Here is a 20,158-nt window from a genome sequence, read left to right on the forward strand (position 1 = left end):
GTGCGGGCGCTGGAGATCGACTGTGAGTGGCAGGTCACTACATTCGGTCGCGTGCGAGCCGTGGGAGTGACCGAGTTCGGCGGGCCCGAGGCCCTCACCGTCGTCGACGTGCCCGACGAGCCCCTCGGGCCGGGGCAGGTGCGGCTGCGGGTGCGGGCCGCGGCGGTGAGCCCGACCGACACCCACCTGCGCGAGGGCGCCTACGCCGGCCGCGACCCGGTGAAGACCCCGCCGTGGGTGCCCGGCATGGACGCCGCCGGCGAGGTCGTCGAGGTGGGCGAGGGCGTCGACCGGGTGGCCGCCGGCGACGCGGTCATGGCGATCGTCGTCCCCACCGGCGCGCACGGCGGCTACCGCGAGGACCTCGTGCTGCCCGCCGGATCGGTGGCCCGGGTGCCCGCGGGCGCCGACGCCGTCGCCGCCTGCACCCTGCCGATGAACGCGCTCACCGCCCGGCTGGCGCTGGACCAGATGGCCCTGCCGCCCGGCTCGGTGGTCGCGGTGACCGGCGCGGCCGGTGCCTTCGGCGGCTACGTCGTCCAGCTCGCGAAGGCCGACGGGCACACCGTCGTCGCCGACGCCTCCGAGGCCGACGAGCAGCTGGTGCGCGACCTCGGCGCCGACGTCGTCGTGCGGCGGGGCGACGACGTCGCCGAGCGGATCCGCGCGGAGTTCCCCGACGGCGTCGACGGGCTGGCCGACGGCTCGGTGCAGGACGCGCTGGTGCTGCCCGCGGTCCGCGACGGCGGGAAGGTGGCCACCGTGCGCGGCTACCGCGGCGACGGGACCGGCCGGGTCGAGGTGCTGCCCACGATGGTGCGCCGCTACGCCGAGAACGGCGCCGCGCTCGACCGGCTGCGCGAGCAGGTGGAGTCGGGTGCGGCGACGCTGCGGGTGGCCCGCACCTTCGCGCCGGAGGAGGCGCCCGAGGCGCACCGGGTGCTGGCCGCCGGCGGCGTGCGCGGCCGGCTGGTGATCACCTTCTGAGGTCGCGCGCCCGGGCCCGTGTGCCAGGGTGGGGGAGCCCCCGGCAACGGTGCCCGGGGAGGAGCGCGGAGGAGCGGCAGATGGTGCACAGGCTGGTGGTCAGCTACGGGCAGCCGGAGGACCCGGCGGCGTTCGACGCCCACTACCGCGACACGCACGTCCCGCTGACCGTGCAGATGCCCGGCCTGGTCCGGTTCACCACCGGCAGCCCGCAGGCGCTCGACCCGCGCCAGCCCGCGCCGTACCTGGTCGCCCACCTCGACTTCGACTCCGAGCAGGCGATGGGGGCCGCGTTCGCCTCCGAGGCGGGCAGGGCCGGCGCCGCCGACCTCCGCAACTTCGCCAGCGGCGGCGTGACCATGGCCCACTACGAGGTGAACGAGGTGCACGTCTCCCGGTGAACGGCGCCCAGGCACTGATCCGCACGCTCGTCGACGCCGGGGTCGACGTCTGCTTCGCCAACCCCGGCACGTCCGAGATGCACTTCGTCGCCGCCCTCGACGACGTCCCCGAGATGCGCGGCGTCCTCACCCTGTTCGAGGGCGTGGCCACCGGCGCCGCCGACGGCTTCGCGCGGATGGCCGGCCGGCCCGCCGCCACGCTGCTGCACCTGGGCCCGGGCATGGGCAACGGCCTGGCCAACCTGCACAACGCCCGGCGCGGCCGGACGCCGGTGGTCAACGTCGTCGGCGACCACGGCCGCTCGCACAAGCGGCTGGACGCGCCGCTGGAGTCCGACATCGACGCCCTCGCCGGCACGGTGTCCGGCTGGGTGCGCCGCTCGCTGGCCCCCGAGGACGTCGCCGCCGACGCCGCGGACGCCGTCGCGGCCGCCGCGCGGGGGCAGGTCACCACGCTGGTGCTGCCGGCCGACGTGTCCTGGTCCGAGGGGGCGGCCGTCGCCGAGCCCCGGCGGGTGCGGCCGCGGCCGCGGGTGGCGCCGGACGTGGTCGAGGACGTCGCCGCGGCGGTGCGCTCCGGCGAGCCGACCGTGCTGCTGCTCGGCGACGACGTCGTCGCCTCGGAGGCGGGGCTCGTGGCCGCGGCGCGGGTGGCCGCCGGCACCGGCGTCCGGCTGATGGCCGAGACGTTCCCGGCGCGGATGGTGCGCGGCGCCGGGCTGCCCGCCGTCGGCAAGCTGCCCTACCCGCCGGAGGTGGCGATCAAGGCGCTGGCCGGTACCCGGCACCTGGTGCTGGCCGGGGCGACCTCGCCGGTGCACTTCTTCGCCTACCCCGGCACGCCGGGCACCCCGGTGCCCGAGGACTGCACCGTGCACGTGCTGTCCGCGCCCGGTGAGGACGGCGTCGCGGCGCTCGAGGAGCTGGCCGCGAAGGTGGCCGCCGGCGCCGAGCCGGAGCTGCGCGAGGCCTCCCGCCCGGAGCTGCCGACCGGGCGCCTCACGCCGCGGGGGATCTCGGCGGTGGTCGGCGCGCTGCTGCCCGAGCGGGCGATCGTGGTCGACGAGGCGATCACCTCCGGGATCGGCGTCGTCGAGCAGACCGCCGGCGCACCGCAGCACGACTGGCTGGCCCTGACCGGCGGCGCGATCGGCGACGGCCTGCCGATGGCGGTCGGCGCGGCGGTGGCCTGCCCCGACCGGCCGGTCGTCGTCCTCCAGGCCGACGGCAGCGCGATGTACACGCTGCAGGCGCTGTGGACGATGGCCCGCGAGCAGCTCGACGTCACCGTCGTCCTCTACGACAACGCGTCCTACGCGATCCTCCAGGGGGAGTTGGCGCGGGTCGGGGCCGCCGGCGGCGGGGAGCGGGCCGGGCAGCTGCTCGACCTGGGCGGCCCCGCGCTGGACTTCGTCGCGCTGGCCACCGGGATGGGCGTGCCGGCCACCCGGGCCGAGACCGCGGAGGAGCTGGCCGAGCAGCTGCGCACGGCGCTGCGCGAGCCGGGTCCGCACCTGGTGCAGGCGGTGCTGCGGCCCGGGGAGTAGGCCCGGCTCACCCTCGCGGGGGAACACTCGCTGTCCCTGTTCCAGACGCATTCGTTTCGCGCCGATGTCCGGCGTGTGTCGAAGGGGACCGGGGGCGTCGGCGTGGACGCCGGCGTCGTGGGCAGGCGGCCGGGGGCCGTCGTCGCGTGCGCCCTCCTGCTCGCGGTGGTCGCGCTGCAGGGGCTGCTGTACGGGACGGCCGCCGGCACCGCGCTCTACTTCACCGTCGTCGGGCTGACCGTCGTCGCCGCGTGGGCCTGGGTGCAGCGCGCGGGGCGGCGGCCGGTCGCCGTCCTGCTCGCCCTGGGCGTCAGCCTGTCCGCGCTCGCGGACGTCGTCTGGCAGGTGCAGGTGTCGCTGACCGGGTCCGGCACGGACGTCGGGATCGCCGACGCCGTGTACCTGGGCAGCTACGTCTCCCTCCTCGCCTCGCTCGCGCTGCTGGCCCGCGACCGGCACCCCGACCGCGACCAGCGCCTGGCCGGCTGGATCGACGCGCTGGTCGTGTTCGTGGCCGCGCTGCTCGTCGTGTGGGAGCTGTCGATCGCCACCACGGTCGCCGACGCCGGCCTCCCCCTGCTCGACCGCGTCGTCCTCGCGCTCTACCCGGCGCTGGACGCGGCGCTGATCGGCCTGGTCGTGCGGCTGCTGGTCACCCGCCGGCAGGGGGAGCGGACGTCGCTGGCGATGGCCGCCGCGTGCGCCTGCTGGCTGGTCTCCGACGTCGCCTACCTGCTCGACGCCGACGCCGAGGGCTTCGGCGGATGGCTGGACTCCGGCTGGCTGCTGGGCAGCGCGCTGCTCGCGCTCGCCGTCCGGCACTGCGCCGCCGGCGTCGCCGTCGCCGGCCCCCGCGAGGACGACCGGACGGGCCTGGCGCGGCTGGCCGTGTGCCTGGGTGCGCTGCTGGTGCCGCCGGGTGTGGACGCGGTCCTGCACGTCCGCGGGCACGGTCACGACTCGGGCGTGGTGTTCCTGGCCGTGGTCTCGCTGACCGCACTGGTCTTCGTCCGCGCCGCGCTGCTGCTGCGCGGCGAGGCCGCCGCCCGGGCGCTGGTGCGCTCGCGGGAGCGGTTCGCCGCCAAGCTCACCGCGCACTCCTCCGACGCGGTCCTCGTCGTCTCCCGTGACGGGCGGCTGCTCAGCGACCCGGCGCCGCTGGCCGCACTGCTCGGGACCGTGGCCGGCGGCGTCACCTCCGCCGCGGACGCCGTCCGCCTGGCCGGGGTGGACCCCGAGCTGACGGGCGAGCTGTTCGCGCGGGCCCTGGCCGCCGGCGGTGGCGTCGTCGACGCCGAGCTGCCCGCGCGCCACCGCGGCGGGGACCGCTGGATCGGCATCCGGCTGGTCGACCTCGGGGACGACCCCGACGTCGGCGGCGTCGTCGTCCACGTGACCGACGTGACCGGACGCCGCCGCGCCGAGGAGGCGCTGGCCCACTCGACGCTGCACGACGGGCTGACCGGCCTGGCCAACCGCGCGCTGTTCAGCGACCGCGTGGGACAGGCGCTGCGCCGCACCGTGCGCGGCGGCGGCTCGGCCGCCGTGCTCTCCCTCGACCTCGACGGCTTCAAGGCCGTCAACGACTCCCTCGGCCACGCCGCCGGCGACGCGCTGCTGCGCGAGGTGGCGGCGCGGCTGCGCGGCGCCGTCCGCGCCGACGACACCGTGGCCCGCCTGGGCGGGGACGAGTTCGCCGTGCTGGTCGAGCAGGCCGGCGTCGGCGACGACGAGGCCCTGGTGACCGCCTCCCGCGTGCTCGAGGTGCTCTCCCGGCCGGTGGCGCTGCCCGGCGGCACGGTGACCGTGTCGGCCAGCATCGGCGTGGCCGTCGGCCGCGGGGCCGTGGCCGGTGACGCGCTGGTCCGCGACGCCGACCTCGCGCTGTACGCGGCCGAGCTCGACGGGCGCAACCGCGTGCGGCGGTTCGAGCCCGGCATGCGCGCGGCGGCGCAGGCCGCCCGCGAGCTGGAGCAGGAGCTGCACGGCGCGGTGGCGCGCGGCGAGTTCCGGCTGGTCTACCAGCCGGTGGTCGCCCTGGCCGACCGGCGGCTGACCGGCTTCGAGGCCCTGCTGCGCTGGGACAGCCCGCGGCTGGGCCCGGTGGGCCCCGACCGGTTCGTGCCGGTGGCCGAGGCGGCGGGCCTCATCGACGAGATCACCGGCTGGGTGCTGCGCGAGGCGTGCGCGACCGCGGCGGCCTGGCGGCACCTCGGCGACACCACGATGGCGGTCAACGTGTCGGCCTCGCAGCTGACCTCGCCGGACCTGGTCGGCTGCGTCGCCGCGGCGCTGGCCGGGAGCGGGCTGCCGGCCGGTGCGCTGGTGCTCGAGGTGACCGAGACGGCGCTGGTGGGCGACCCGGAGCGGGCGGCCGCGTGCCTCGGCGCGCTGCGGGCGCTGGGCGTGCGGCTGGCGCTGGACGACTTCGGCACCGGCTACTCGTCGCTGGCCCACCTGCGGCAGTTCACCGTGGACGTGCTCAAGGTCGACCGCTCGTTCGTCGGCGCGATCGCCGAGGGCGAGCCGCTGCCGGCGATCGTGCGCGGCACCATCGACCTGGGCCGCACGCTGGGCCTGGAGGTCCTCGCCGAGGGCGTCGAGTACGAGCACCAGGCGCGGCTGCTGGCCGAGGGCCGCTGCGACACCGCGCAGGGCTACCTGTTCGCGAGGCCGCTGGAGCGCTGCGACGCCGAGGCGCTGCTCCTCGAGCAGGCCACGGCCCGCGGCGGGGTGCCCGCGATCGTGCCGCTGCCCCGCGCGCCGCGGGCGCTCAGGTCCCCGGTCTGACGCCGGGGGAGGTCAGCCGGCCGCCCCGGGCGCGGGCTCGAAGGTGACCGTGACGTCGTCGACGCCGAGGGACCGGGCCAGCGTGGTGAGCATGTCGCGGGTGCCGTCCTCGGCGCGGTCGAGCAGGTCGCTGTCCGCGGCGGCGGACTCCAGCCGGCGCTCGGCGAGCGCGAACAGCTCGCTCTCGTCGGTCGGGTCGTCGGCGAACGCGTCGCCCAGCCGCTCCACGAGGCCGCGGTCGCGGTCGAGCACCCGGCTCTCGTCCGGGTCGATCCGCGCCTCGGCCAGCTGCGGGGCGGGGAGGGTGATGGTGGCCGCCGTGCCGTCGGGGGAGAGGTCGACGCTCTCCTCCCCGAGGGCGCCGAAGTCCACGTAGGCGTCGACGTCGCCGGTGGCGAGGAACTGCACCCGCTCGCCGCTGATCGCCGACGGCACCCAGGCGGTGTCGGTCTCCTGGTCGACGACGACCTGGAAGGTGCCGGTGGCGGCGTGGTACTCGTCGAGGTCGGCCATGGCCAGCAGCAGCGGCCTCGTGCTGCGGTCGACGGTCTCCTGCTCGAACGGCGGCGTCCAGTCACCCACCCTGTCGGCCACGACCACCCCGACCGGGACGACGACGGCGGCGGCGATGCCCGCCCTGAGCCATCCGCGGCGGCGCCGGAGCACCGGCGCGGCGGAGGGAGCGGGGACACGGGACTGGAGCAGGACCGGCATGCGCGCGATCTCCTCGCGGTCGTGGGGGTGTGCCGTACAGCACCCCGCCCGCCGGTTCTGTTCCCGCCGAGCGTGTGCGCTCGCGCCGCACCCGGGGCGCCGGAACGCTGCGTCGGCGCACCCGCTCGGCGGCGCCGCCGTCAGGAGCGGCTGTGCCGGCCGTCACGGCTGAGGTCCCTGGGACCTGATCGAACGACTGTGGACAGCGATACCGCGTCGTTCCGGAAATCCCACGCGCGGCTGACCTGCCGACCTAGCGTTCCGGCGCTCGCCGACGACGGCGGGTGACCGGCGACCGTGCCTCGGTCCCGGTGTGCGTGTCTCGCACCGAGACGTCCCGAACGGAGAGAGTCGATGTCCCAGACGGCCCCTGCCCCGGTCAAGAAGAAGCGCCACGTCTTCCGCTGGGTCTTCCTCGCCATCCAGGCGCTGTTCCTCATCTGGATCATCGGGGGCGCCTCCAGCGCCGCCGACAACTGCGACGGCCAGGTGGGCGACGCCCTCACGGCCTGCCAGGCCGGCACGGCGGTGGGCGCCGGCATCGGCGTCATGGTGATCGTCTTCCTCTGGGTCGCCGTCGACGTGATCCTCGGTATCGGTTACCTGATCTTCCGCAAGCGCTGAGTTCCCGCCGGGCGGAGCCCGGCATCCCGGAGGTCTGGCGACGGAGGGCATCCGCCCTCTCGGCGGTTCGATCCTGCCGCTCCGACGAGCCCTGACGGGTGTCACCTGGCCGGGTGGCGTGCGACCGCGGCCGCGCACGCGCTGTCCACAGATCGGCTGATCGCCCTCCCGCGGAACGCCTCCGTCTCCCTATCGTCCCGACGTCCCGAACGGGGTCGGGACAGGGAAGACGGGGGTGCGGTGCCGACTGCGACGAGTGCCCTGGACGTCGTCGACGGCGAGGTGCGCGAGCTCATCCGGCGCCGCGGGCTCGACCCGTTCACCGATCCCGCGCCGGTCCGCGTGCTGGTGCGCGACGTCGTCGCCGACTACTCCGAGCGGTCGCTGACCTCGGCGCTGCCGCCGATCGGGGACCCCGAGTCGCTGGTGCGCGACGTGCTCGACCGGGTGGCCGGGTTCGGTCCCCTGCAGCGGCACCTGGACGACCCCGAGGTCGAGGAGATCTGGGTCAACGAGCCGGGCCGGGTGTTCGTCGCCCGCCGCGGCCGCAGCGAGCTGACGACGACGATCCTCGGCGCCGGCGAGCTGGCCGACCTGGTCGAGCGGATGCTGCGCAGCTCCGGGCGGCGGATCGACATGAGCCAGCCCTTCGTCGACGCGGTGCTGCCCGACGGCTCGCGGCTGCACGTGGTCATCCCGGACATCACCCGGCGGCACATGGCGGTCAACATCCGCAAGTTCGTGCTGCGCGCGCACGGCCTCGACGAGCTGGTCGCCACCGGGACGGTGACGACGCAGGCCGCCCGCTTCCTCGAGGCGGCCGTCGCCGCGGGCCTGAACGTGCTGGTCTCCGGCGGCACCCAGGCCGGCAAGACCACCCTGCTCAACTGCCTGTGCGCGGCGATCCCGGCGAGGGAACGGGTGATCACCTGCGAGGAGGTCTTCGAGCTCCGCGTGCCGCTGCCCGACGTCGTCGCGATGCAGACCCGCCAGCCCAACCTCGAGGGCGCCGGGGAGATCCCGCTGCGCCGGCTGGTCAAGGAGGCGCTGCGGATGCGGCCCTCGCGGATCGTCGTCGGCGAGGTGCGGCAGGAGGAGTGCCTGGACCTGCTCATCGCGCTGAACAGCGGGTTGCCCGGGATGTGCACGCTGCACGCCAACAGCGCCCGCGAGGCCGTGGTGAAGATGTGCACGCTGCCGCTGCTGGCCGGCGACAACATCGGGCACGCCTTCGTCGTCCCGACGGTCGCGGCCAGCGTCGACCTGGTGGTGCACGTGGCCACCGAGGCCTCCGGCCAGCGCCGGGTGCGGGAGGTCGTGGCGGTGCCCGGCCGCGCCGAGGACGGCGTCATCGAGCTGGCCGACGTCTTCACCACCCGGGACGGGCGGCTGGTCCGCGCCGAGGGCTTCCCGCCGCACGCCGAGCGCTTCGCCGCCGCCGGGTACGACCTGGCCGCGCTCCTCGGGACGCCGGCGTGGAGCTGACCGGCGCGCTGCTCGGGCTGCTGCTCGGCGTCGGCCTGCTGCTCGTCTGGCGCAGCGGGCCGCGGGCACCGCAGCGGCGCGCCGTCCCGCGCCGGCCCGGCCGCCGGGCGCGGCTGCTGGCCGAGGCGGGCCTGACCGGGATCAACCCGGCGCAGCTGGTCGCGCTGCAGGCCGGCCTCGGGCTGCTGGCCCTCGTCGTCGTCCTGCTGACCACCGGCACGGTGACGGTCAGCCTCGCCTTCGGCGTGTTCGCCGCCGCCCTGCCGCCCGTGCAGGTGCGCCGGCTGTCGGCCCGTCGCCGGGCCGACCTGCGCGAGGTGTGGCCCGAGGTGGTCGACAACCTCGCCTCGGCCGTCCGCGCGGGGCTGTCGCTGCCGGAGTCGCTGGCCGCGCTGGCCACGCGCGGGCCGGAGGTGCTGCGCCCGCCGTTCGCCCGGTTCGCCGCCGACCACCGCTCCACCGGCCGCTTCGGCGAGAGCCTCGACCGGCTCAAGGCCGACCTGGCCGACCCGGTGGGGGACCGGATCGTCGAGACGCTGCGGGTGGCCCGGGAGGTCGGCGGCAGCGACCTCGGCCGGGTCCTGCGCACACTGGCCGGCTTCCTCCGCGAGGACGCCCGTGCCCGCGCCGAGCTGGAGACGCGGCAGGGCTGGGTCGTGCAGGCCGCGCGGCTCGCCGTCGCCGCGCCGTGGGCGGTGCTCCTGCTGCTGGCCACCCAGTCGACGACACTGGCCGCCTACGACTCACCGCTGGGCACCGCGCTGCTCCTCGGGGGAGGCGTGGTCTGTCTCGTTGCCTACCGGCTGATGATGCGGATCGGGCGGCTGCCGCAGGACGTGCGGGTGCTCCAGTGAGCGAGCACCGCGGCGAGCGCCGGCGAGCGAGGAGCGGAGCGAACGGGCCGCGGAGCGGCGGGGTGTCGCGGTGACGCTGCTCGGGATGCTGCTGGGCGGTGCGGCCGCGGCCGGTCTGCTGCTCGTCGTCACGTTCGCGCCGCCGTTCCGCTCCGTGCGGCTGGTCGACCGGCTGGCGCCCTACGTGCACGACACCCCGCCGCCGTCGCGACTGCTCGGGACGGCGACCGAGCCGGGCCTGCTCACCGCCGCGCGCCGGGTGTTCGGCCCGGTCGTGACCGACGGCGCCCGCTTCGTCGACCGCGTGCTCGGGGGGCGCTCCGCCGTCCGGCGCCGGCTCGACGCGCTCGGCAGCGACCAGACGGTGGAGGACCTGCGCGTCGAGCAGGTCGTCTGGGGCGGGCTCGGCCTGCTCGGTGCGGCGCTGCTCGCGGCACTCGGTGCGCTGCTGGCCGGCAGCGTCAACGTGCTGTCGGTGGCGCTGCTGTGCCTGGCCGGCCTGCTCGGCGGGGTGCTCGGCCGCGACTGGTGGCTGACCCAGCAGGTGCGCCGCCGCGAGGACCTGCTGCTCGCGGAGTTCCCCGTCGTCGCCGAGCTGCTCGCGCTGGCCGTGACGGCGGGGGAGGGGCCCGCCGCGGCGATCGCCCGGGTCACCCGGCTCTCGGGCGGCGAGCTGGCCCGCGAGCTCGGCGGCGCGCTCGGGCGGGCGCGGGCCGGCGTCCCGCTGACGGCGGCGCTGCAGCAGGTGGCCGACCGGACCTCGGTGGACGCGCTCGCCCGCTTCGTCGACGGCCTGCTGGTGGCCATCGAGCGCGGCACCCCGCTCGCCGAGGTGTTGCGCGCGCAGGCGGCCGACGTCCGCGAGGCCGGCAAGCGCCGGCTGCTCGAGGCCGGCGGCCGCAAGGAGATCGCCATGATGGTGCCGGTCGTCTTCCTGGTGCTTCCGGTCACCGTCCTGTTCGCCCTGTTCCCGGGGCTGATCAGCATCGTCTCGCTGGCGCGGTGAGCGCCGGTGCACAACGGAGGAGGACGACGGATGCGGGCGCTGACCTGGCTGCTCACCCTGACCACGGCCCTGAGCAGGGCGGCTGCCGCGCGGTTGCGGGACGAGGATCCCGAGCGGGGCGACGTCCCCGGCTGGGTGATGATCACCGTGATGACGGCGGCCCTCGTGCTGGCCATCCTCGTGCCGTTCCGCGAGGCGATCGTGTCGGCGGTGCAGAACGCACTGGCCTCCGTCACGAATGGCGGCTGAACCGGTCGACGGGGAGCGGGGCAGCGCCGTCGTCGACTTCGTGCTGGTGTCGGTGCTCGTCGTCGTGCTGCTGCTGGCGGTGCTGCAGGTCGCCGTCTACGTGCACGTCCGCAACGTGGTGACGGCGAGCGCGCAGGAGGGCGCCCGGTACGCGGCCAACGCCGACGTGCCCGCCGACGCGGCGACCGGCCGGGCGCTGGAGGCGGTGGCGCGGGCGACGACGGCCGGCACCGCCGAGGGGCTGGTGTGCACCGCGGCCGAGGAGGTCGACGACACCGGGCTGGCGCTGGTGAGCGTGCGCTGCAGCGGCGCGGTGCCGACGCTGCTGGCCGGTCTCGGCGACCTGCTGCCGCTGGACGTCACCGGCCGCGCGGTGGAGGAGGCCGCGTGAGGTGGCTGCGCGCCCGGCTGGGGTCGGGGGAGCGCGGGTCGGCGGTCGTGGAGTTCGTCTTCGTCGCGCTGGTGGTCTTCGTGCCGCTGGTCTACGTCGTCGCCGGGTTCTCCGCCGTGCAGCGCGGGGTGTTCGCCGCGACCGCCGCCGCGCGGGAGGCCGGCCGCGCGCTGGCCACCGCTCCCGATGTCGGCACCGGGCTGGCGCGGGCGGAGCGGGCGGCGCAGCTGGCGGTGGCCGACCAGTCGGTCGACGCCACCGACGTGCGGCTGTCCTTCGCCCCCGCGGGCGCCGAGTGCGGGGCGGCGGCGTACGCGCCCACCCTCGCGCCGGGGGAGGAGTTCTCCGTCTGCGCCACGGTGACCGTGCGGATCCCGCTGCTGCCGGAGTTCGTCGACGCCAACACCGCCACCGGCCGGTTCGTCGTCGAGACCGACCGCTACGTCGACCGCTGAGGACCGGCCCCGGTCGTCCCGACGGAGGGCAGGTCAGCCGGTCGCCTTCCGGCCGTCGATCGACTCCTGCAGGACGTCGGCGTGGCCGGTGTGCTGCGCGGTCCCGCACCTCCTCGTGACCCGCCGGCACGCTCCCCGACGACTCCCCGCGCTCGGGGTGCCAGTGGGTCGGTCCGCTCGCGCGTGAGGGGGTCGGTCACGGGACCGCCGTCCGTCGTCCTCCGGTGGGTCGGTGGCGACGCCGGTGAGGAGGAGGTGCCGGACGGGACGGATCGGCATCCGCCGGCGTCCTCGGGGCAACGGAACCGTCACACCCGCGGCCTAACGTGCAGCTCACAGGCACAGATCGCGGAGGTCGTGATGAGCCCGTCCATCACCAGCATCGACCAACTCGACTACGACATCTCGGTCGCCTACATCGCGCTCGGCGTCGCCCGCACCTCGTGGGACCGGTGCCCCAGCGGGGAGAACGCCCGCGCCGTCGACGAGGCGGAGGCCTGCGTGAACCGTCTGCTCGAGGAGCGGTTCGCGGCCCAGCGGTGACCCGCCGCGAGGGGCGCCTCGCCCGACGAGGGCGGCGCGGGCCCCGCGGACCGGGACGTCCGGCTCCGGCTCGCCGTCGGGTGTCTACTCGTGCGCAGGGACTGCCGTCCGGCCGAGGGGGACCCGTGGCGATCGTCCGGTTCACGGATCGGGACCGTCAGGACACGGCCGACGCCCGCGAGGAGCGCCGCGTGCTGGACGAGTTGACCGAGAAGCACACGGTGTACCGAGAGGCCGACCGAGACCAGGAGCCGTTGACGGAGGGACAGCTGCGGATCCTCGACGGCGAGCTCAGGATCGACCCGTCACGCCGCACGAGCGCGGAGGGCGGGGAGCGGTGACCACGACGCGCGGCGCCGTCCGCCTGGGCGCCGTCGCCCTCGGCGCCGTCCTCCTCTACGTGCTCGGCGTCGTCGTCCCGTACGTCGCCAACGGCCTGCACCACCTGCCGCTCGCCGAGGTGGCCTCCGGATCCCACGACCCGAAGGACCTGTGGCCGGCGACGATCCCCCACCTCGGCGGGTGGCTCCGCCTGGCCGCGGTGCTGTCCATCGCCCTCGCGCCGCTGACGCTGGTGTTCGTGCTCGTGGCGTGCGGCTTCAGCGTCGGGCGGACGCTCCGCCCGGCACCGCGCACGGCGCTCGCGTACGCCGCCGTCGCCGTGGCGTGCGTCCTCGTCCTGGCGTGGTTCCTCGGACCGACGTCCCAGGCGCTGATCGGCTGGCAGATGGACTGACCGGCCTAGGGCAGGGGCTCGTAGCAATCGAAGGTCTCGTGGTCGACGACGCGGCCGTCCCGGACGGTGAGCAGCGCGGCGACGTGCGCGAGGAGCTCCTCGCCGGCGCGGTATGGGCCGGCGTCGACGCCGACGGTGCCGCGCCAGGTGGCCCGGACGGCGGCGCGGTCGCCGGAGGTGAGCACCTCGTGGACCTCGAACGACTGCTCGCCCAGCAGTGCCTTCCCGGCGCGGAACCCGGCGAGCGTCCCCGCGAGGTCGCGGGTGGCGCCGTGGGGCGTCACGGCGTTGGGGTGCTCCACCACCCGCAGCCGCGCGTCGAGCAGCGGGCGCAGGTCGTCCTCGCTCGCGGCGAGGTCGGCGACGGTGGCGTAGTAGCGGCGGACGACCGTGGCGACGTCCGTGTCCGGTGTCGTGGTTGTCATGGACGCAAAGTTGCACAACCATGGTTGTGTGTCCAGGCCTCCGGAGCTCGACCTCGCCTCCGTCCTCTCCCTGCTCGGCACGGCCGTCGACGACGCCGTCCTGCAGGCGCTCGACGGCACCGGGCTGCGCCGCGGGCACGGCTACCTCGTGCAGCGCCTGCTGGCCGGGCCGGCCACCGCGACGGAGATCGCCGCCGAGCTCGGCGTCAGCCAGCAGGCGGTGTCGAAGGCGCTCGGGGAGCTGGCCGACCTCGGCTACGTCGGGCCGGCCGGCGACGCCGACGACCGGCGGCGGCGCCCGGTGGCGCTCACGCCGGCCGGGCGGCGGGTGGTGCAGGTGGCCCGAGACGCCCGCGCCGACGTCGACGCGCGGGTGCGCGCCGCGGTCGGCGACGAGCGGTTCGAGGCGTGCCGGGACGTGCTGCTGGACGCGCTCGACGTCCTCGGCCTGGGCGAGCAGGTGCGCCGGCGGGCGGTGCGGCCGCCCGACGGCGCGCTGTCGGGGTGAGGGCGGTCAGCCGTTCCAGGGCACGTAGGTCGTGCCGCCACCCAGCGCGGTGAGCACGATCATCCCGGCGAAGGCGAGCACGATGAAGGTGACCACGATCGCGAACAGCAGCCAGCCGCGTTCCTCGATGCCGCGCTTCTCCGGGGTGAGCGGGGTGGCCGCGTCGTCGGCGGGCCGCTGGGACTGCTCGGCCGCGGCGGGCGGTCCGGCGACGGCGGGCTGCTCGACCGCGGTGGGCGGCCGTTCGGTGGAGGTGGTCATGGCGACTCCCCGGGGTGGCGCCTCGGGCGCCGCGTGATCGGCGTCCGGGGCCGACGCTAGGACCGCCGCGCGACGCCGCGGAGGGTCGAAGGGCCCTGCCGGACCGGGGCTCCCGGCGGGGGCGTCGTCGCTCCGCGCCGGTGACGGAGCGCCCCCGAGGCGGCCGCGAGGGTCACGCCACGCACGGGCCCCGCCCCGGCCGCGCGGAGCCGGCGGGAACGGATCCCGGCCGCGGCGGCGGGCGGGCCTACGGTCCGCCTCCTCGGGTCGCCTCCGAGGCGGACGGCGGGAACCGGGGCCGGGCGACGGGGGGCGGGGATGGAACTCGCGCCAGGGGACGTCTTCGCGGGGTACCGCGTCATCCGGCCGCTCGGGTCGGGCGGCATGGGGTCGGTCCTGCTCGTGCAGCACCCGCGGCTGCCGCGGCAGGACGCCATGAAGGTCATCCACGCCCACCTCTCCGCCGACCCGTCCTTCGCCGCGCGCTTCGAGCGCGAGGCCGAGCTGGCCTGCCGGCTCGACCACCCGGCGCTCGTGCGGGTCCACGACCGCGGCTGCGACGAGGGCCGGCTGTGGCTGACCATGCAGTTCGTCGACGGCCCCGACCTCGACGCGGTGCTGCGGCAGGAGGGCCCGCTGGCGCCGCAACGCGTGGTCCGGGTCCTCGAGGCCGTGGGCAGCGGCCTGGACCACGCCCACGAGATGGGGCTGGTGCACCGGGACGTCAAGCCCGCCAACATCCTGCTGGCCCGGGGCGGCACCGGCGGGGAGCGGGCGATCCTCACCGACTTCGGCATCGCCCGCGACAGCAGTTCCTCCCGCCCGCTGACCGACACCGGCGCCCTGCTGGCCAGCCTCCCGTACGCCGCGCCCGAGCAGCTGCTCGACCGCCCGATCACCGGCGCGGTCGACGTCTACGCCCTCGGTTGTGTCGCCTACGAGCTCCTCACCGGGCGGCGGCTGTTCGACCAGCAGTCCTCGCTGGCCGTCATGGGCGCGGTCCTCGCCGGGCCGCGGCCGGAGGCGTGGGACGCCCTCCCGCCCGGCCGGCCGGCGCTGCGGGACGTGCTGCGGCGGGCCCTGGCGCCCGACCCGGACGACCGCCCCGCGTCCTGCGCCGCCCTTGCCGCCGCCGTCCGGGACGTGTTCGCCCCGGCGCCCACGACCGTGTCCTCGGGCCGCGCACCGGTCGCGGCGTACCCGGGACCGCCACCGCCCGGGCCGGGACCGGTCCCGCCGCGCCCGGGGCAGGCCGGGGTCCCGGCGTGGACGGCGCCCACCGTCGCCGGGGTCCCGGGCCCGCGGAGCGCGCCGGCCGGGCCGTACGACACCGGCCCCCCGAGCGGGCCGTACGACACCGGCCTCCCGAGCGGGCCGTACGGCGCCGGCCCGCCGACCGGCCCGCAGGGCCCGCCGCCGACCGGCCCGCAGGGCCCGCCTCCCCTCCCGCCGCCCGCCGGCGGGTCCCGTTCCCGGCCACGCCGCCGGTGGCTGTGGCCGGTGGCGGCCGCCGTCGTGCTGCTGCTCGCCGCGGCGGCGGTCGGCGTCGTGCTCTGGCGTCCGTGGGCGCTGGACCGCCCGGCCTCCGTGACGGCCGACGTCCGGGCCGGCGGCGTCGAGCTCCGCTGGCAGCAGGTCGAGGGTGCCGCCGGCTACGAGGTGCACCGCGACGGCGTCCCGCTCGGCCGGTCCGACGGGACGTCGTACCTCGACACCGACGTGGGCAGCGGCGTCCGCGCCGAGTACTCGGTGGCTGCCGTCGCCGACGACGGCGAACGCTCCGACCTGACGACGGCGGCACCGGTGGTCAGCGCGCTGCACCCCGTCGGCGACCTGTCCGCCGAGGTGCTGATCTCGGGTGTGGAGCTGTCGTGGACGCCGGTCGACAACGCCGGCCACTACGAGGTCCGCCGCGACGACGAGGTGCTCGACGCGCAGGCCGCGGGCACGACCTTCCTGGACGAGGACCCGCCGCCGGGGCGCCACGACTACACGGTCGTGGCCGTCGACGACTCCGGCGACGCCCCGTCGTCCAGCGCCACCGTCCCCCTCGAGGTCAGCCCCTGGCTGGCGGCCGCGGACCTGGCAGCCGCGTTCAACGCCCTGGTGCCACCCGCGCCCGGTCCCGGGGGCTGGGGCGACGCCACGTGCGACCTCTCGGAGCCGCGCAGCACGGTGCAAGCGGTCGCGGTGATCGTCTGCACGCTCCCCTCGGGCATCTACGCCACGTTCGTCCAGTACCCCGACCAGGCGGCGCTGGACGCGCGGATCGCCGAGCTCGACGGGCTCGCCGACCCGGCGCTCACCACCACGGCGGAGGGCGGGTGGTACCGGCAGAGCTCACCCGGCGTCGACCCGGCCTGGGAGGCGTGGGGCCCCGTCGAGCCCGAGCGCCGGCTGATGGAGATCCACATCGAGTGGGCCGGCCACACGGTCGCCGACCTGGACGCCGCCTGGTACTACGCGGCGCCCTGGGGGTGAGCGGCGCCTCGGACACCGGGCGGCACCCACGTCCCCGGGGACGCGCGCCCGTCGCGCGGGCGCTCGCGCCGTACGCGTACCGCTGACCGGGACGGCCGCCGGGGGGACCGGGCGGCCGTCCCGGGCGGAGGTCAGCCGCCGCGCTCCACCTCGGCCTGGACGATGCCGCCGAGCGCGGTGCGCAGCGCCTCGTTGGAGGTGTCGCCCTCGGCGAGCGCCGCGCGGGCGTCCTCGGGCAGCAGGGCCGGGTCGACGTCGTCGAGCCAGCTCACGTCGCCGCCGTTGCGGCGGCCCACCTGCAGCCCCTCGGCGCCCTGCCGCACCACGTACGTCTCACCGTCGATCTCGAGTGTCAGGTCGTCGCTCATGGGCGGCCCCTACCCGGCGCGGGGCGGCGCACGCACCCGGAGGATGACCGCCGTGGACGTCGTCGAGGTGGTGGTCACCGGGCCGGACGCCGACTGGCTGGCCGGCTACACGCGGACCCTGGTGGAGGAGCGGCTGGCCGCCTGCGGGCACCAGCTCGCCGCGATCCGGTCGGTGTACCGGTGGGCGGGGGAGGTGCACGACGACCCGGAGGCCCGCGTCGCGCTGCACACCCGCGCCGCGCTGGTGCCGGCGATCGTCGCCCGCACCGCCGAGCTGCACCCCTACGACGTCCCGTGCGTCATCGCGCTGCCGCTGGTCGGCGGCGGCCCCGACTACCTGCGCTGGGTGGTGGCCGAGACGCGCGAGCCCTAGTCGGGGCCCGGGCGGGGGCCCGGTCAGGGCACGAGCACGAGCTTGCCGCGGACGTGGCCCTCGCGGCTGCGCCGGTACGCCTCGGCCGCCCGCTCGAACGGGTAGCTGCCGGCGACCGGGAGCCGCAGCCGGCCCTGCCGCGCCAGCCCGGCGACCTCGGCCAGCCGGGGCGCGGCGCCGACGCTGGACGTCGTCACGTGCACGCCGAGCCCGCCGGCGCCGAAGTCGGCGATGGTGACCACCCTCCCCGGGTCGCCGGTGAGCGCGACCAGGTCGCGCACCGACCCCCGCCCGGCGGTGTCGACCGCGCCGTCCACGCCGTCGGGGGCGAGCTCGCGCACGCGGTCGGCCAGGCCCTCGCCGTAGGCGGTCGGCAGCGCGCCGAGCGAGCGGACGAAGTCGGCGTTGGCCGGCGACGACGTCCCGATCACGCCGAGCCCGCGGCTGACGGCGACCTGCACGGTCGTCGCGCCGACCCCGCCGCTCGCGCCGTCGACGACGACCGTGCGGCCGGCGTCCAGCCCGAGCAGGTCGAGCACCCGGACGGCGGTCTCCCCGGCCACGCCCAACCCGGCGGCGACCTCGAACGACACCTCCGGCGGCCTCGGCGCCCACGCGGTGAGGACGGCGTGCTCGGCGGCGGTCCGCCGGCCCAGGCCGAACACCGCGTCGCCGACCTGCACCCCGGTCACGCCCTCGCCGACCTCGTCCACCACCCCGGCGGCGTCCGCGCCGGGCACGGTCGGCCCGGCCGGCCGGTCGCCGCGGGCCACCAGGCCGGTGACCTGCTTCCAGTCGAACGGGTTCACGCTCGCCGCGCGGACGGCGACCCGGACCTGCCCCGGCCCGGCGTGCGGCTCCGCCACCTCGGCGACGTGCAGGACCTCGGGCTCCCCGTACTCCTCGTACACGACGGCGCGCATGCCGCGCTCCTCCCGCTCGGCGGTCGACGTCGCGCTGCAACCGCCGTCACCGCGCGCGCGTTCCCGCCGTCAGCCCGGCTCGCCGCGGAGCTTGCGCCGGGCGACGACCACCAGGTCGACCAGCGCGACCGCGGCGAGGACGAACAGCACCACCGCGGGCCACGTCGGCAGGTCGGTGCGCCACCACAGGACACCGAACACCGTGCAGACGACCAGCCCGAAGGCGGCCAGCACCAGCCGGAGGGTGAGCGCCGACTGCGCCGGCGCCGCGCCGCCGATGCCCGCCGTCGGGTCGTGGTGGTCGGGGAGGCCCCGCGCGTACTCCTCGCGGGTGCGCCGGCGCCGCGGCTCGCTCATGGGGGAGGGGTACCCGGTGCCGGCCCGGTCACCCGGGCGGCCGCTGCGAGGATGGCGGGCGTGACCCCGCCCGCCCGCGACACGACCGCCGTCCTCCGCGACCTCGGCGCCGCCCTGCTCGCCGCCGTCCCGGCCGACGCGGCCCGCGTCCGCTACCGCGCCACGGTGGTCGGCGACGTCCGGCGCGACCTGCTCACCGCCGGGCCCGCCGACGGCGAGCCGGTCCCGGTGCCGGCGACCGCCGCCGTCCGGACCGCCGTCGAGGAGCTCAAGCGGGTCATGTGGACGCCGGAGCGCGGCACCTGGCTGCAGACGGACATGACCCTCGACCGGGCCACGAGCCGGCTGCTGCCGATCTTCAACGCCGACGCCGAGCCCGACGGCCCGCCGCTGCCGCGGGAGGCGCTGGTCGCCGAGCTGCGCGACCACCCGCGGCCGCCGGACGCCGTCCCCCGGTGGATGGCCGAGCGGATCGGCTGACCGCGCGCCCGGCGCTCCCGGGCGGGCGGCGCACTACCCTGGATCGACGTGGCCGCAGACTTCTCCGTCGTCCTCGACGAACTCGACACGACCCTCTCGAGCATCGAGTCCGTCCTCGACGTCGACCGGCTCCGCCGCGAGGTTGCCGAGCTCGAGGAGCAGGCCGCCGCGCCGGACCTCTGGAACGACGTCGAGGCCGCCCAGGCGCTGACCTCCCGGCTGTCCTACCTGCAGGGCGACCTGCGCCGGGTCGAGGAGCTGCGCCGCCGGCTCGACGACGTCGGCGTGCTGCACGAGATGGCCGAGGAGGAGTCCGACGAGGCCACCGCGGCCGAGGCCGAGCGCGAGCTGGCCGCGCTGCGCAAGGAGATCGACGAGCTCGAGGTCCGCACGCTGCTCAACGGGGAGTACGACGCCCGCGAGGCGCTGGTGACCATCCGCTCGGAGGCCGGCGGCGTCGACGCCGCGGACTTCGCCGAGATGCTCATGCGGATGTACCTGCGCTGGGCGGAGCGGCACCGCTACCCGGTCGAGGTCTACGACACCTCCTACGCCGAGGAGGCCGGGATCAAGTCGGCCACCTTCGCGGTCAAGCAGCCCTACGCCTACGGCACGCTCTCGGTGGAGCAGGGCACCCACCGGCTGGTGCGGATCTCGCCGTTCGACAACCAGGGCCGCCGCCAGACGTCGTTCGCCGGCGTCGAGGTGCTGCCGGTCGTCGAGCAGACAGACCACGTCGAGATCCCGGAGAACGAGATCCGCATCGACGTCTTCCGGTCGTCGGGCCCCGGCGGGCAGAGCGTGAACACCACCGACTCCGCCGTCCGGATCACCCACCTGCCCACCGGCATCGTGGTGTCCTGCCAGAACGAGAAGTCGCAGATCCAGAACCGGGCTGCGGCGATGCGCGTGCTCCAGGCGCGGCTGCTGGCCAAGCGGCAGGAGGAGCAGCGCGCCGCCATGGACGCGCTCAAGGGCGAGGGCTCCAGCTGGGGCAACCAGATGCGCTCCTACGTGCTGCACCCGTACCAGATGGTCAAGGACCTGCGGACCGAGCAGGAGACCGGCAACACCTCGGCGGTCCTCGACGGCGACATCGACTCGTTCATCGAGGCCGGCATCCGGTGGCGCCGTCAGCAGGAGGCCGTCGCCGCGAACTGAGACGTCGGGTCGGTCACACCGCGGCGCGGTTCGCCGGGC

General features: G+C 76.6%; 25 protein-coding genes. 19 read left to right on the plus strand and 6 right to left on the minus strand.

Annotated features, from left to right (window positions below; all coding sequences use genetic code 11):
* Window positions 1-51: 51 nt before the first annotated feature.
* The 4 genes from ACI8AK_RS15530 (at window position 52) to ACI8AK_RS15545 (ending at window position 5,725) form a co-directional block, all read left to right on the plus strand.
* Window positions 52-987 carry an NADP-dependent oxidoreductase gene (locus ACI8AK_RS15530; protein ID WP_456956986.1) on the plus strand — a complete coding sequence of 312 codons (936 nt, stop codon included), beginning with the start codon at window positions 52-54 and terminating at the stop codon, window positions 985-987.
* An 80-nt stretch (window positions 988-1,067) separates the two neighbouring features.
* Entirely contained in the window at window positions 1,068-1,388 is a 321-nt protein-coding gene (locus ACI8AK_RS15535; RefSeq protein WP_387986154.1) for an EthD family reductase, read from the plus strand.
* The gene (locus tag ACI8AK_RS15540) at window positions 1,385-2,935 is read left to right on the plus strand and encodes an acetolactate synthase large subunit (RefSeq protein ID WP_456956988.1); all 1,551 of its coding nucleotides are present in this window, start codon (window positions 1,385-1,387) and stop codon (window positions 2,933-2,935) included. Before ACI8AK_RS15535 ends, ACI8AK_RS15540 begins: the two co-directional genes overlap by 4 nt.
* A gap of 102 nt (window positions 2,936-3,037) precedes the next feature.
* Window positions 3,038-5,725 carry a putative bifunctional diguanylate cyclase/phosphodiesterase gene (locus ACI8AK_RS15545; RefSeq protein WP_456956990.1) on the plus strand — a complete coding sequence of 896 codons (2,688 nt, stop codon included), beginning with the start codon at window positions 3,038-3,040 and terminating at the stop codon, window positions 5,723-5,725.
* Between the two features lie 12 nt (window positions 5,726-5,737).
* Here ACI8AK_RS15545 and ACI8AK_RS15550 read toward each other — a convergent pair whose 3' ends face one another.
* Window positions 5,738-6,439: a DUF4230 domain-containing protein gene (locus tag ACI8AK_RS15550; RefSeq protein WP_456956991.1), complete on the minus strand. Its 702-nt coding sequence runs from the start codon at window positions 6,437-6,439 to the stop codon at window positions 5,738-5,740.
* A 354-nt stretch (window positions 6,440-6,793) separates the two neighbouring features.
* Between ACI8AK_RS15550 and ACI8AK_RS15555 the strand changes: the two genes are divergently transcribed.
* The 10 genes from ACI8AK_RS15555 to ACI8AK_RS15600 all read left to right on the plus strand — a co-directional run bounded on the left by ACI8AK_RS15555 (window position 6,794) and on the right by ACI8AK_RS15600 (window position 12,782).
* Window positions 6,794-7,063 (plus strand): hypothetical protein, encoded by a 270-nt coding sequence (locus ACI8AK_RS15555; RefSeq protein ID WP_387986145.1) that lies wholly within the window; start codon window positions 6,794-6,796, stop codon window positions 7,061-7,063.
* 240 nt (window positions 7,064-7,303) lie between these two features.
* Entirely contained in the window at window positions 7,304-8,548 is a 1,245-nt protein-coding gene (locus ACI8AK_RS15560; RefSeq protein ID WP_456956993.1) for a CpaF family protein, read from the plus strand.
* Complete coding sequence (locus ACI8AK_RS15565) at window positions 8,539-9,402, plus strand: type II secretion system F family protein (protein ID WP_456956994.1); 864 nt, start codon at window positions 8,539-8,541, stop codon at window positions 9,400-9,402. Before ACI8AK_RS15560 ends, ACI8AK_RS15565 begins: the two co-directional genes overlap by 10 nt.
* A 70-nt stretch (window positions 9,403-9,472) precedes the next feature.
* Window positions 9,473-10,408, plus strand: a complete 936-nt coding sequence (locus tag ACI8AK_RS15570; RefSeq protein WP_456902349.1) for a type II secretion system F family protein — start codon at window positions 9,473-9,475, stop codon at window positions 10,406-10,408.
* A 30-nt stretch (window positions 10,409-10,438) separates the two neighbouring features.
* Complete coding sequence (locus tag ACI8AK_RS15575) at window positions 10,439-10,657, plus strand: hypothetical protein (RefSeq protein ID WP_387986135.1); 219 nt, start codon at window positions 10,439-10,441, stop codon at window positions 10,655-10,657.
* On the plus strand, window positions 10,647-11,048 hold the full coding sequence (locus ACI8AK_RS15580) for a TadE/TadG family type IV pilus assembly protein (RefSeq protein WP_387986134.1): 402 nt from the start codon (window positions 10,647-10,649) through the stop codon (window positions 11,046-11,048). The genes ACI8AK_RS15575 and ACI8AK_RS15580 overlap by 11 nt, the downstream gene beginning before the upstream one ends.
* Complete coding sequence (locus tag ACI8AK_RS15585) at window positions 11,045-11,503, plus strand: hypothetical protein (protein ID WP_387986131.1); 459 nt, start codon at window positions 11,045-11,047, stop codon at window positions 11,501-11,503. The genes ACI8AK_RS15580 and ACI8AK_RS15585 overlap by 4 nt, the downstream gene beginning before the upstream one ends.
* Before the next feature lie 360 nt (window positions 11,504-11,863).
* Complete coding sequence (locus tag ACI8AK_RS15590; protein WP_456956996.1) at window positions 11,864-12,046, plus strand: hypothetical protein; 183 nt, start codon at window positions 11,864-11,866, stop codon at window positions 12,044-12,046.
* A 125-nt stretch (window positions 12,047-12,171) separates the two neighbouring features.
* Window positions 12,172-12,387: a hypothetical protein gene (locus tag ACI8AK_RS15595; protein ID WP_456956998.1), complete on the plus strand. Its 216-nt coding sequence runs from the start codon at window positions 12,172-12,174 to the stop codon at window positions 12,385-12,387.
* Window positions 12,384-12,782: a hypothetical protein gene (locus ACI8AK_RS15600; RefSeq protein ID WP_456902351.1), complete on the plus strand. Its 399-nt coding sequence runs from the start codon at window positions 12,384-12,386 to the stop codon at window positions 12,780-12,782. Before ACI8AK_RS15595 ends, ACI8AK_RS15600 begins: the two co-directional genes overlap by 4 nt.
* A 5-nt stretch (window positions 12,783-12,787) precedes the next feature.
* Here the strand turns inward: ACI8AK_RS15600 and ACI8AK_RS15605 are convergent, their stop codons facing one another.
* Complete coding sequence (locus ACI8AK_RS15605) at window positions 12,788-13,207, minus strand: nuclear transport factor 2 family protein (protein WP_456957000.1); 420 nt, start codon at window positions 13,205-13,207, stop codon at window positions 12,788-12,790.
* Between the two features lie 28 nt (window positions 13,208-13,235).
* Between ACI8AK_RS15605 and ACI8AK_RS15610 the strand changes: the two genes are divergently transcribed.
* Entirely contained in the window at window positions 13,236-13,715 is a 480-nt protein-coding gene (locus tag ACI8AK_RS15610) for a MarR family winged helix-turn-helix transcriptional regulator (RefSeq protein WP_456957001.1), read from the plus strand.
* A gap of 6 nt (window positions 13,716-13,721) precedes the next feature.
* Here ACI8AK_RS15610 and ACI8AK_RS15615 read toward each other — a convergent pair whose 3' ends face one another.
* Complete coding sequence (locus ACI8AK_RS15615) at window positions 13,722-13,976, minus strand: hypothetical protein (RefSeq protein WP_456957003.1); 255 nt, start codon at window positions 13,974-13,976, stop codon at window positions 13,722-13,724.
* A gap of 318 nt (window positions 13,977-14,294) precedes the next feature.
* Here ACI8AK_RS15615 and ACI8AK_RS15620 point away from each other — a divergent pair, with 318 nt between their 5' ends.
* Window positions 14,295-16,457 carry a protein kinase domain-containing protein gene (locus ACI8AK_RS15620; protein WP_456957004.1) on the plus strand — a complete coding sequence of 721 codons (2,163 nt, stop codon included), beginning with the start codon at window positions 14,295-14,297 and terminating at the stop codon, window positions 16,455-16,457.
* A gap of 131 nt (window positions 16,458-16,588) precedes the next feature.
* Here ACI8AK_RS15620 and ACI8AK_RS15625 read toward each other — a convergent pair whose 3' ends face one another.
* A complete protein-coding gene (locus ACI8AK_RS15625) occupies window positions 16,589-16,825 on the minus strand; it encodes a hypothetical protein (protein ID WP_387986117.1) in 237 nt (78 codons plus the stop codon).
* Window positions 16,826-16,868: 43 nt separating this feature from the next.
* Here ACI8AK_RS15625 and cutA point away from each other — a divergent pair, with 43 nt between their 5' ends.
* Entirely contained in the window at window positions 16,869-17,198 is a 330-nt protein-coding gene (cutA, locus tag ACI8AK_RS15630; protein ID WP_387986115.1) for a divalent-cation tolerance protein CutA, read from the plus strand.
* A gap of 23 nt (window positions 17,199-17,221) precedes the next feature.
* Here cutA and ACI8AK_RS15635 read toward each other — a convergent pair whose 3' ends face one another.
* Window positions 17,222-18,121, minus strand: coding sequence for an NADP-dependent oxidoreductase (locus tag ACI8AK_RS15635; RefSeq protein WP_456957005.1), 900 nt, complete (start codon window positions 18,119-18,121; stop codon window positions 17,222-17,224).
* A 69-nt stretch (window positions 18,122-18,190) separates the two neighbouring features.
* Window positions 18,191-18,478: a DUF6343 family protein gene (locus ACI8AK_RS15640; RefSeq protein WP_387986109.1), complete on the minus strand. Its 288-nt coding sequence runs from the start codon at window positions 18,476-18,478 to the stop codon at window positions 18,191-18,193.
* 60 nt (window positions 18,479-18,538) lie between these two features.
* Here ACI8AK_RS15640 and ACI8AK_RS15645 point away from each other — a divergent pair, with 60 nt between their 5' ends.
* Together ACI8AK_RS15645 and prfB are read left to right on the plus strand one after the other, a co-directional pair.
* A complete protein-coding gene (locus ACI8AK_RS15645) occupies window positions 18,539-18,958 on the plus strand; it encodes a hypothetical protein (RefSeq protein WP_387986107.1) in 420 nt (139 codons plus the stop codon).
* 48 nt (window positions 18,959-19,006) lie between these two features.
* Window positions 19,007-20,119: a peptide chain release factor 2 gene (gene prfB, locus ACI8AK_RS15650; protein ID WP_387986106.1), complete on the plus strand. Its 1,113-nt coding sequence runs from the start codon at window positions 19,007-19,009 to the stop codon at window positions 20,117-20,119.
* Window positions 20,120-20,158 lie beyond the last annotated feature (39 nt).

Source organism: Geodermatophilus sp. SYSU D00867 (genome assembly GCF_054050315.1).

Bases quoted from the DNA above. Each gene is read 5' to 3' on its own strand.
- ACI8AK_RS15580 (WP_387986134.1), top strand. From the start codon at position 10,647: ATGGCGGCTGAACCGGTCGACGGGGAGCGGGGCAGCGCCGTCGTCGAC.
- ACI8AK_RS15620 (WP_456957004.1), top strand. From the start codon at position 14,295: ATGGAACTCGCGCCAGGGGACGTCTTCGCGGGGTACCGCGTCATCCGG.
- ACI8AK_RS15635 (WP_456957005.1), bottom strand. From the start codon at position 18,121: ATGCGCGCCGTCGTGTACGAGGAGTACGGGGAGCCCGAGGTCCTGCAC.
- ACI8AK_RS15590 (WP_456956996.1), top strand. From the start codon at position 11,864: ATGAGCCCGTCCATCACCAGCATCGACCAACTCGACTACGACATCTCG.
- ACI8AK_RS15555 (WP_387986145.1), top strand. From the start codon at position 6,794: ATGTCCCAGACGGCCCCTGCCCCGGTCAAGAAGAAGCGCCACGTCTTC.
- ACI8AK_RS15605 (WP_456957000.1), bottom strand. From the start codon at position 13,207: ATGACAACCACGACACCGGACACGGACGTCGCCACGGTCGTCCGCCGC.
- ACI8AK_RS15615 (WP_456957003.1), bottom strand. From the start codon at position 13,976: ATGACCACCTCCACCGAACGGCCGCCCACCGCGGTCGAGCAGCCCGCC.
- cutA (WP_387986115.1), top strand. From the start codon at position 16,869: ATGACCGCCGTGGACGTCGTCGAGGTGGTGGTCACCGGGCCGGACGCC.
- ACI8AK_RS15535 (WP_387986154.1), top strand. From the start codon at position 1,068: ATGGTGCACAGGCTGGTGGTCAGCTACGGGCAGCCGGAGGACCCGGCG.
- ACI8AK_RS15640 (WP_387986109.1), bottom strand. From the start codon at position 18,478: ATGAGCGAGCCGCGGCGCCGGCGCACCCGCGAGGAGTACGCGCGGGGC.
- ACI8AK_RS15625 (WP_387986117.1), bottom strand. From the start codon at position 16,825: ATGAGCGACGACCTGACACTCGAGATCGACGGTGAGACGTACGTGGTG.
- ACI8AK_RS15550 (WP_456956991.1), bottom strand. From the start codon at position 6,439: ATGCCGGTCCTGCTCCAGTCCCGTGTCCCCGCTCCCTCCGCCGCGCCG.
- ACI8AK_RS15575 (WP_387986135.1), top strand. From the start codon at position 10,439: ATGCGGGCGCTGACCTGGCTGCTCACCCTGACCACGGCCCTGAGCAGG.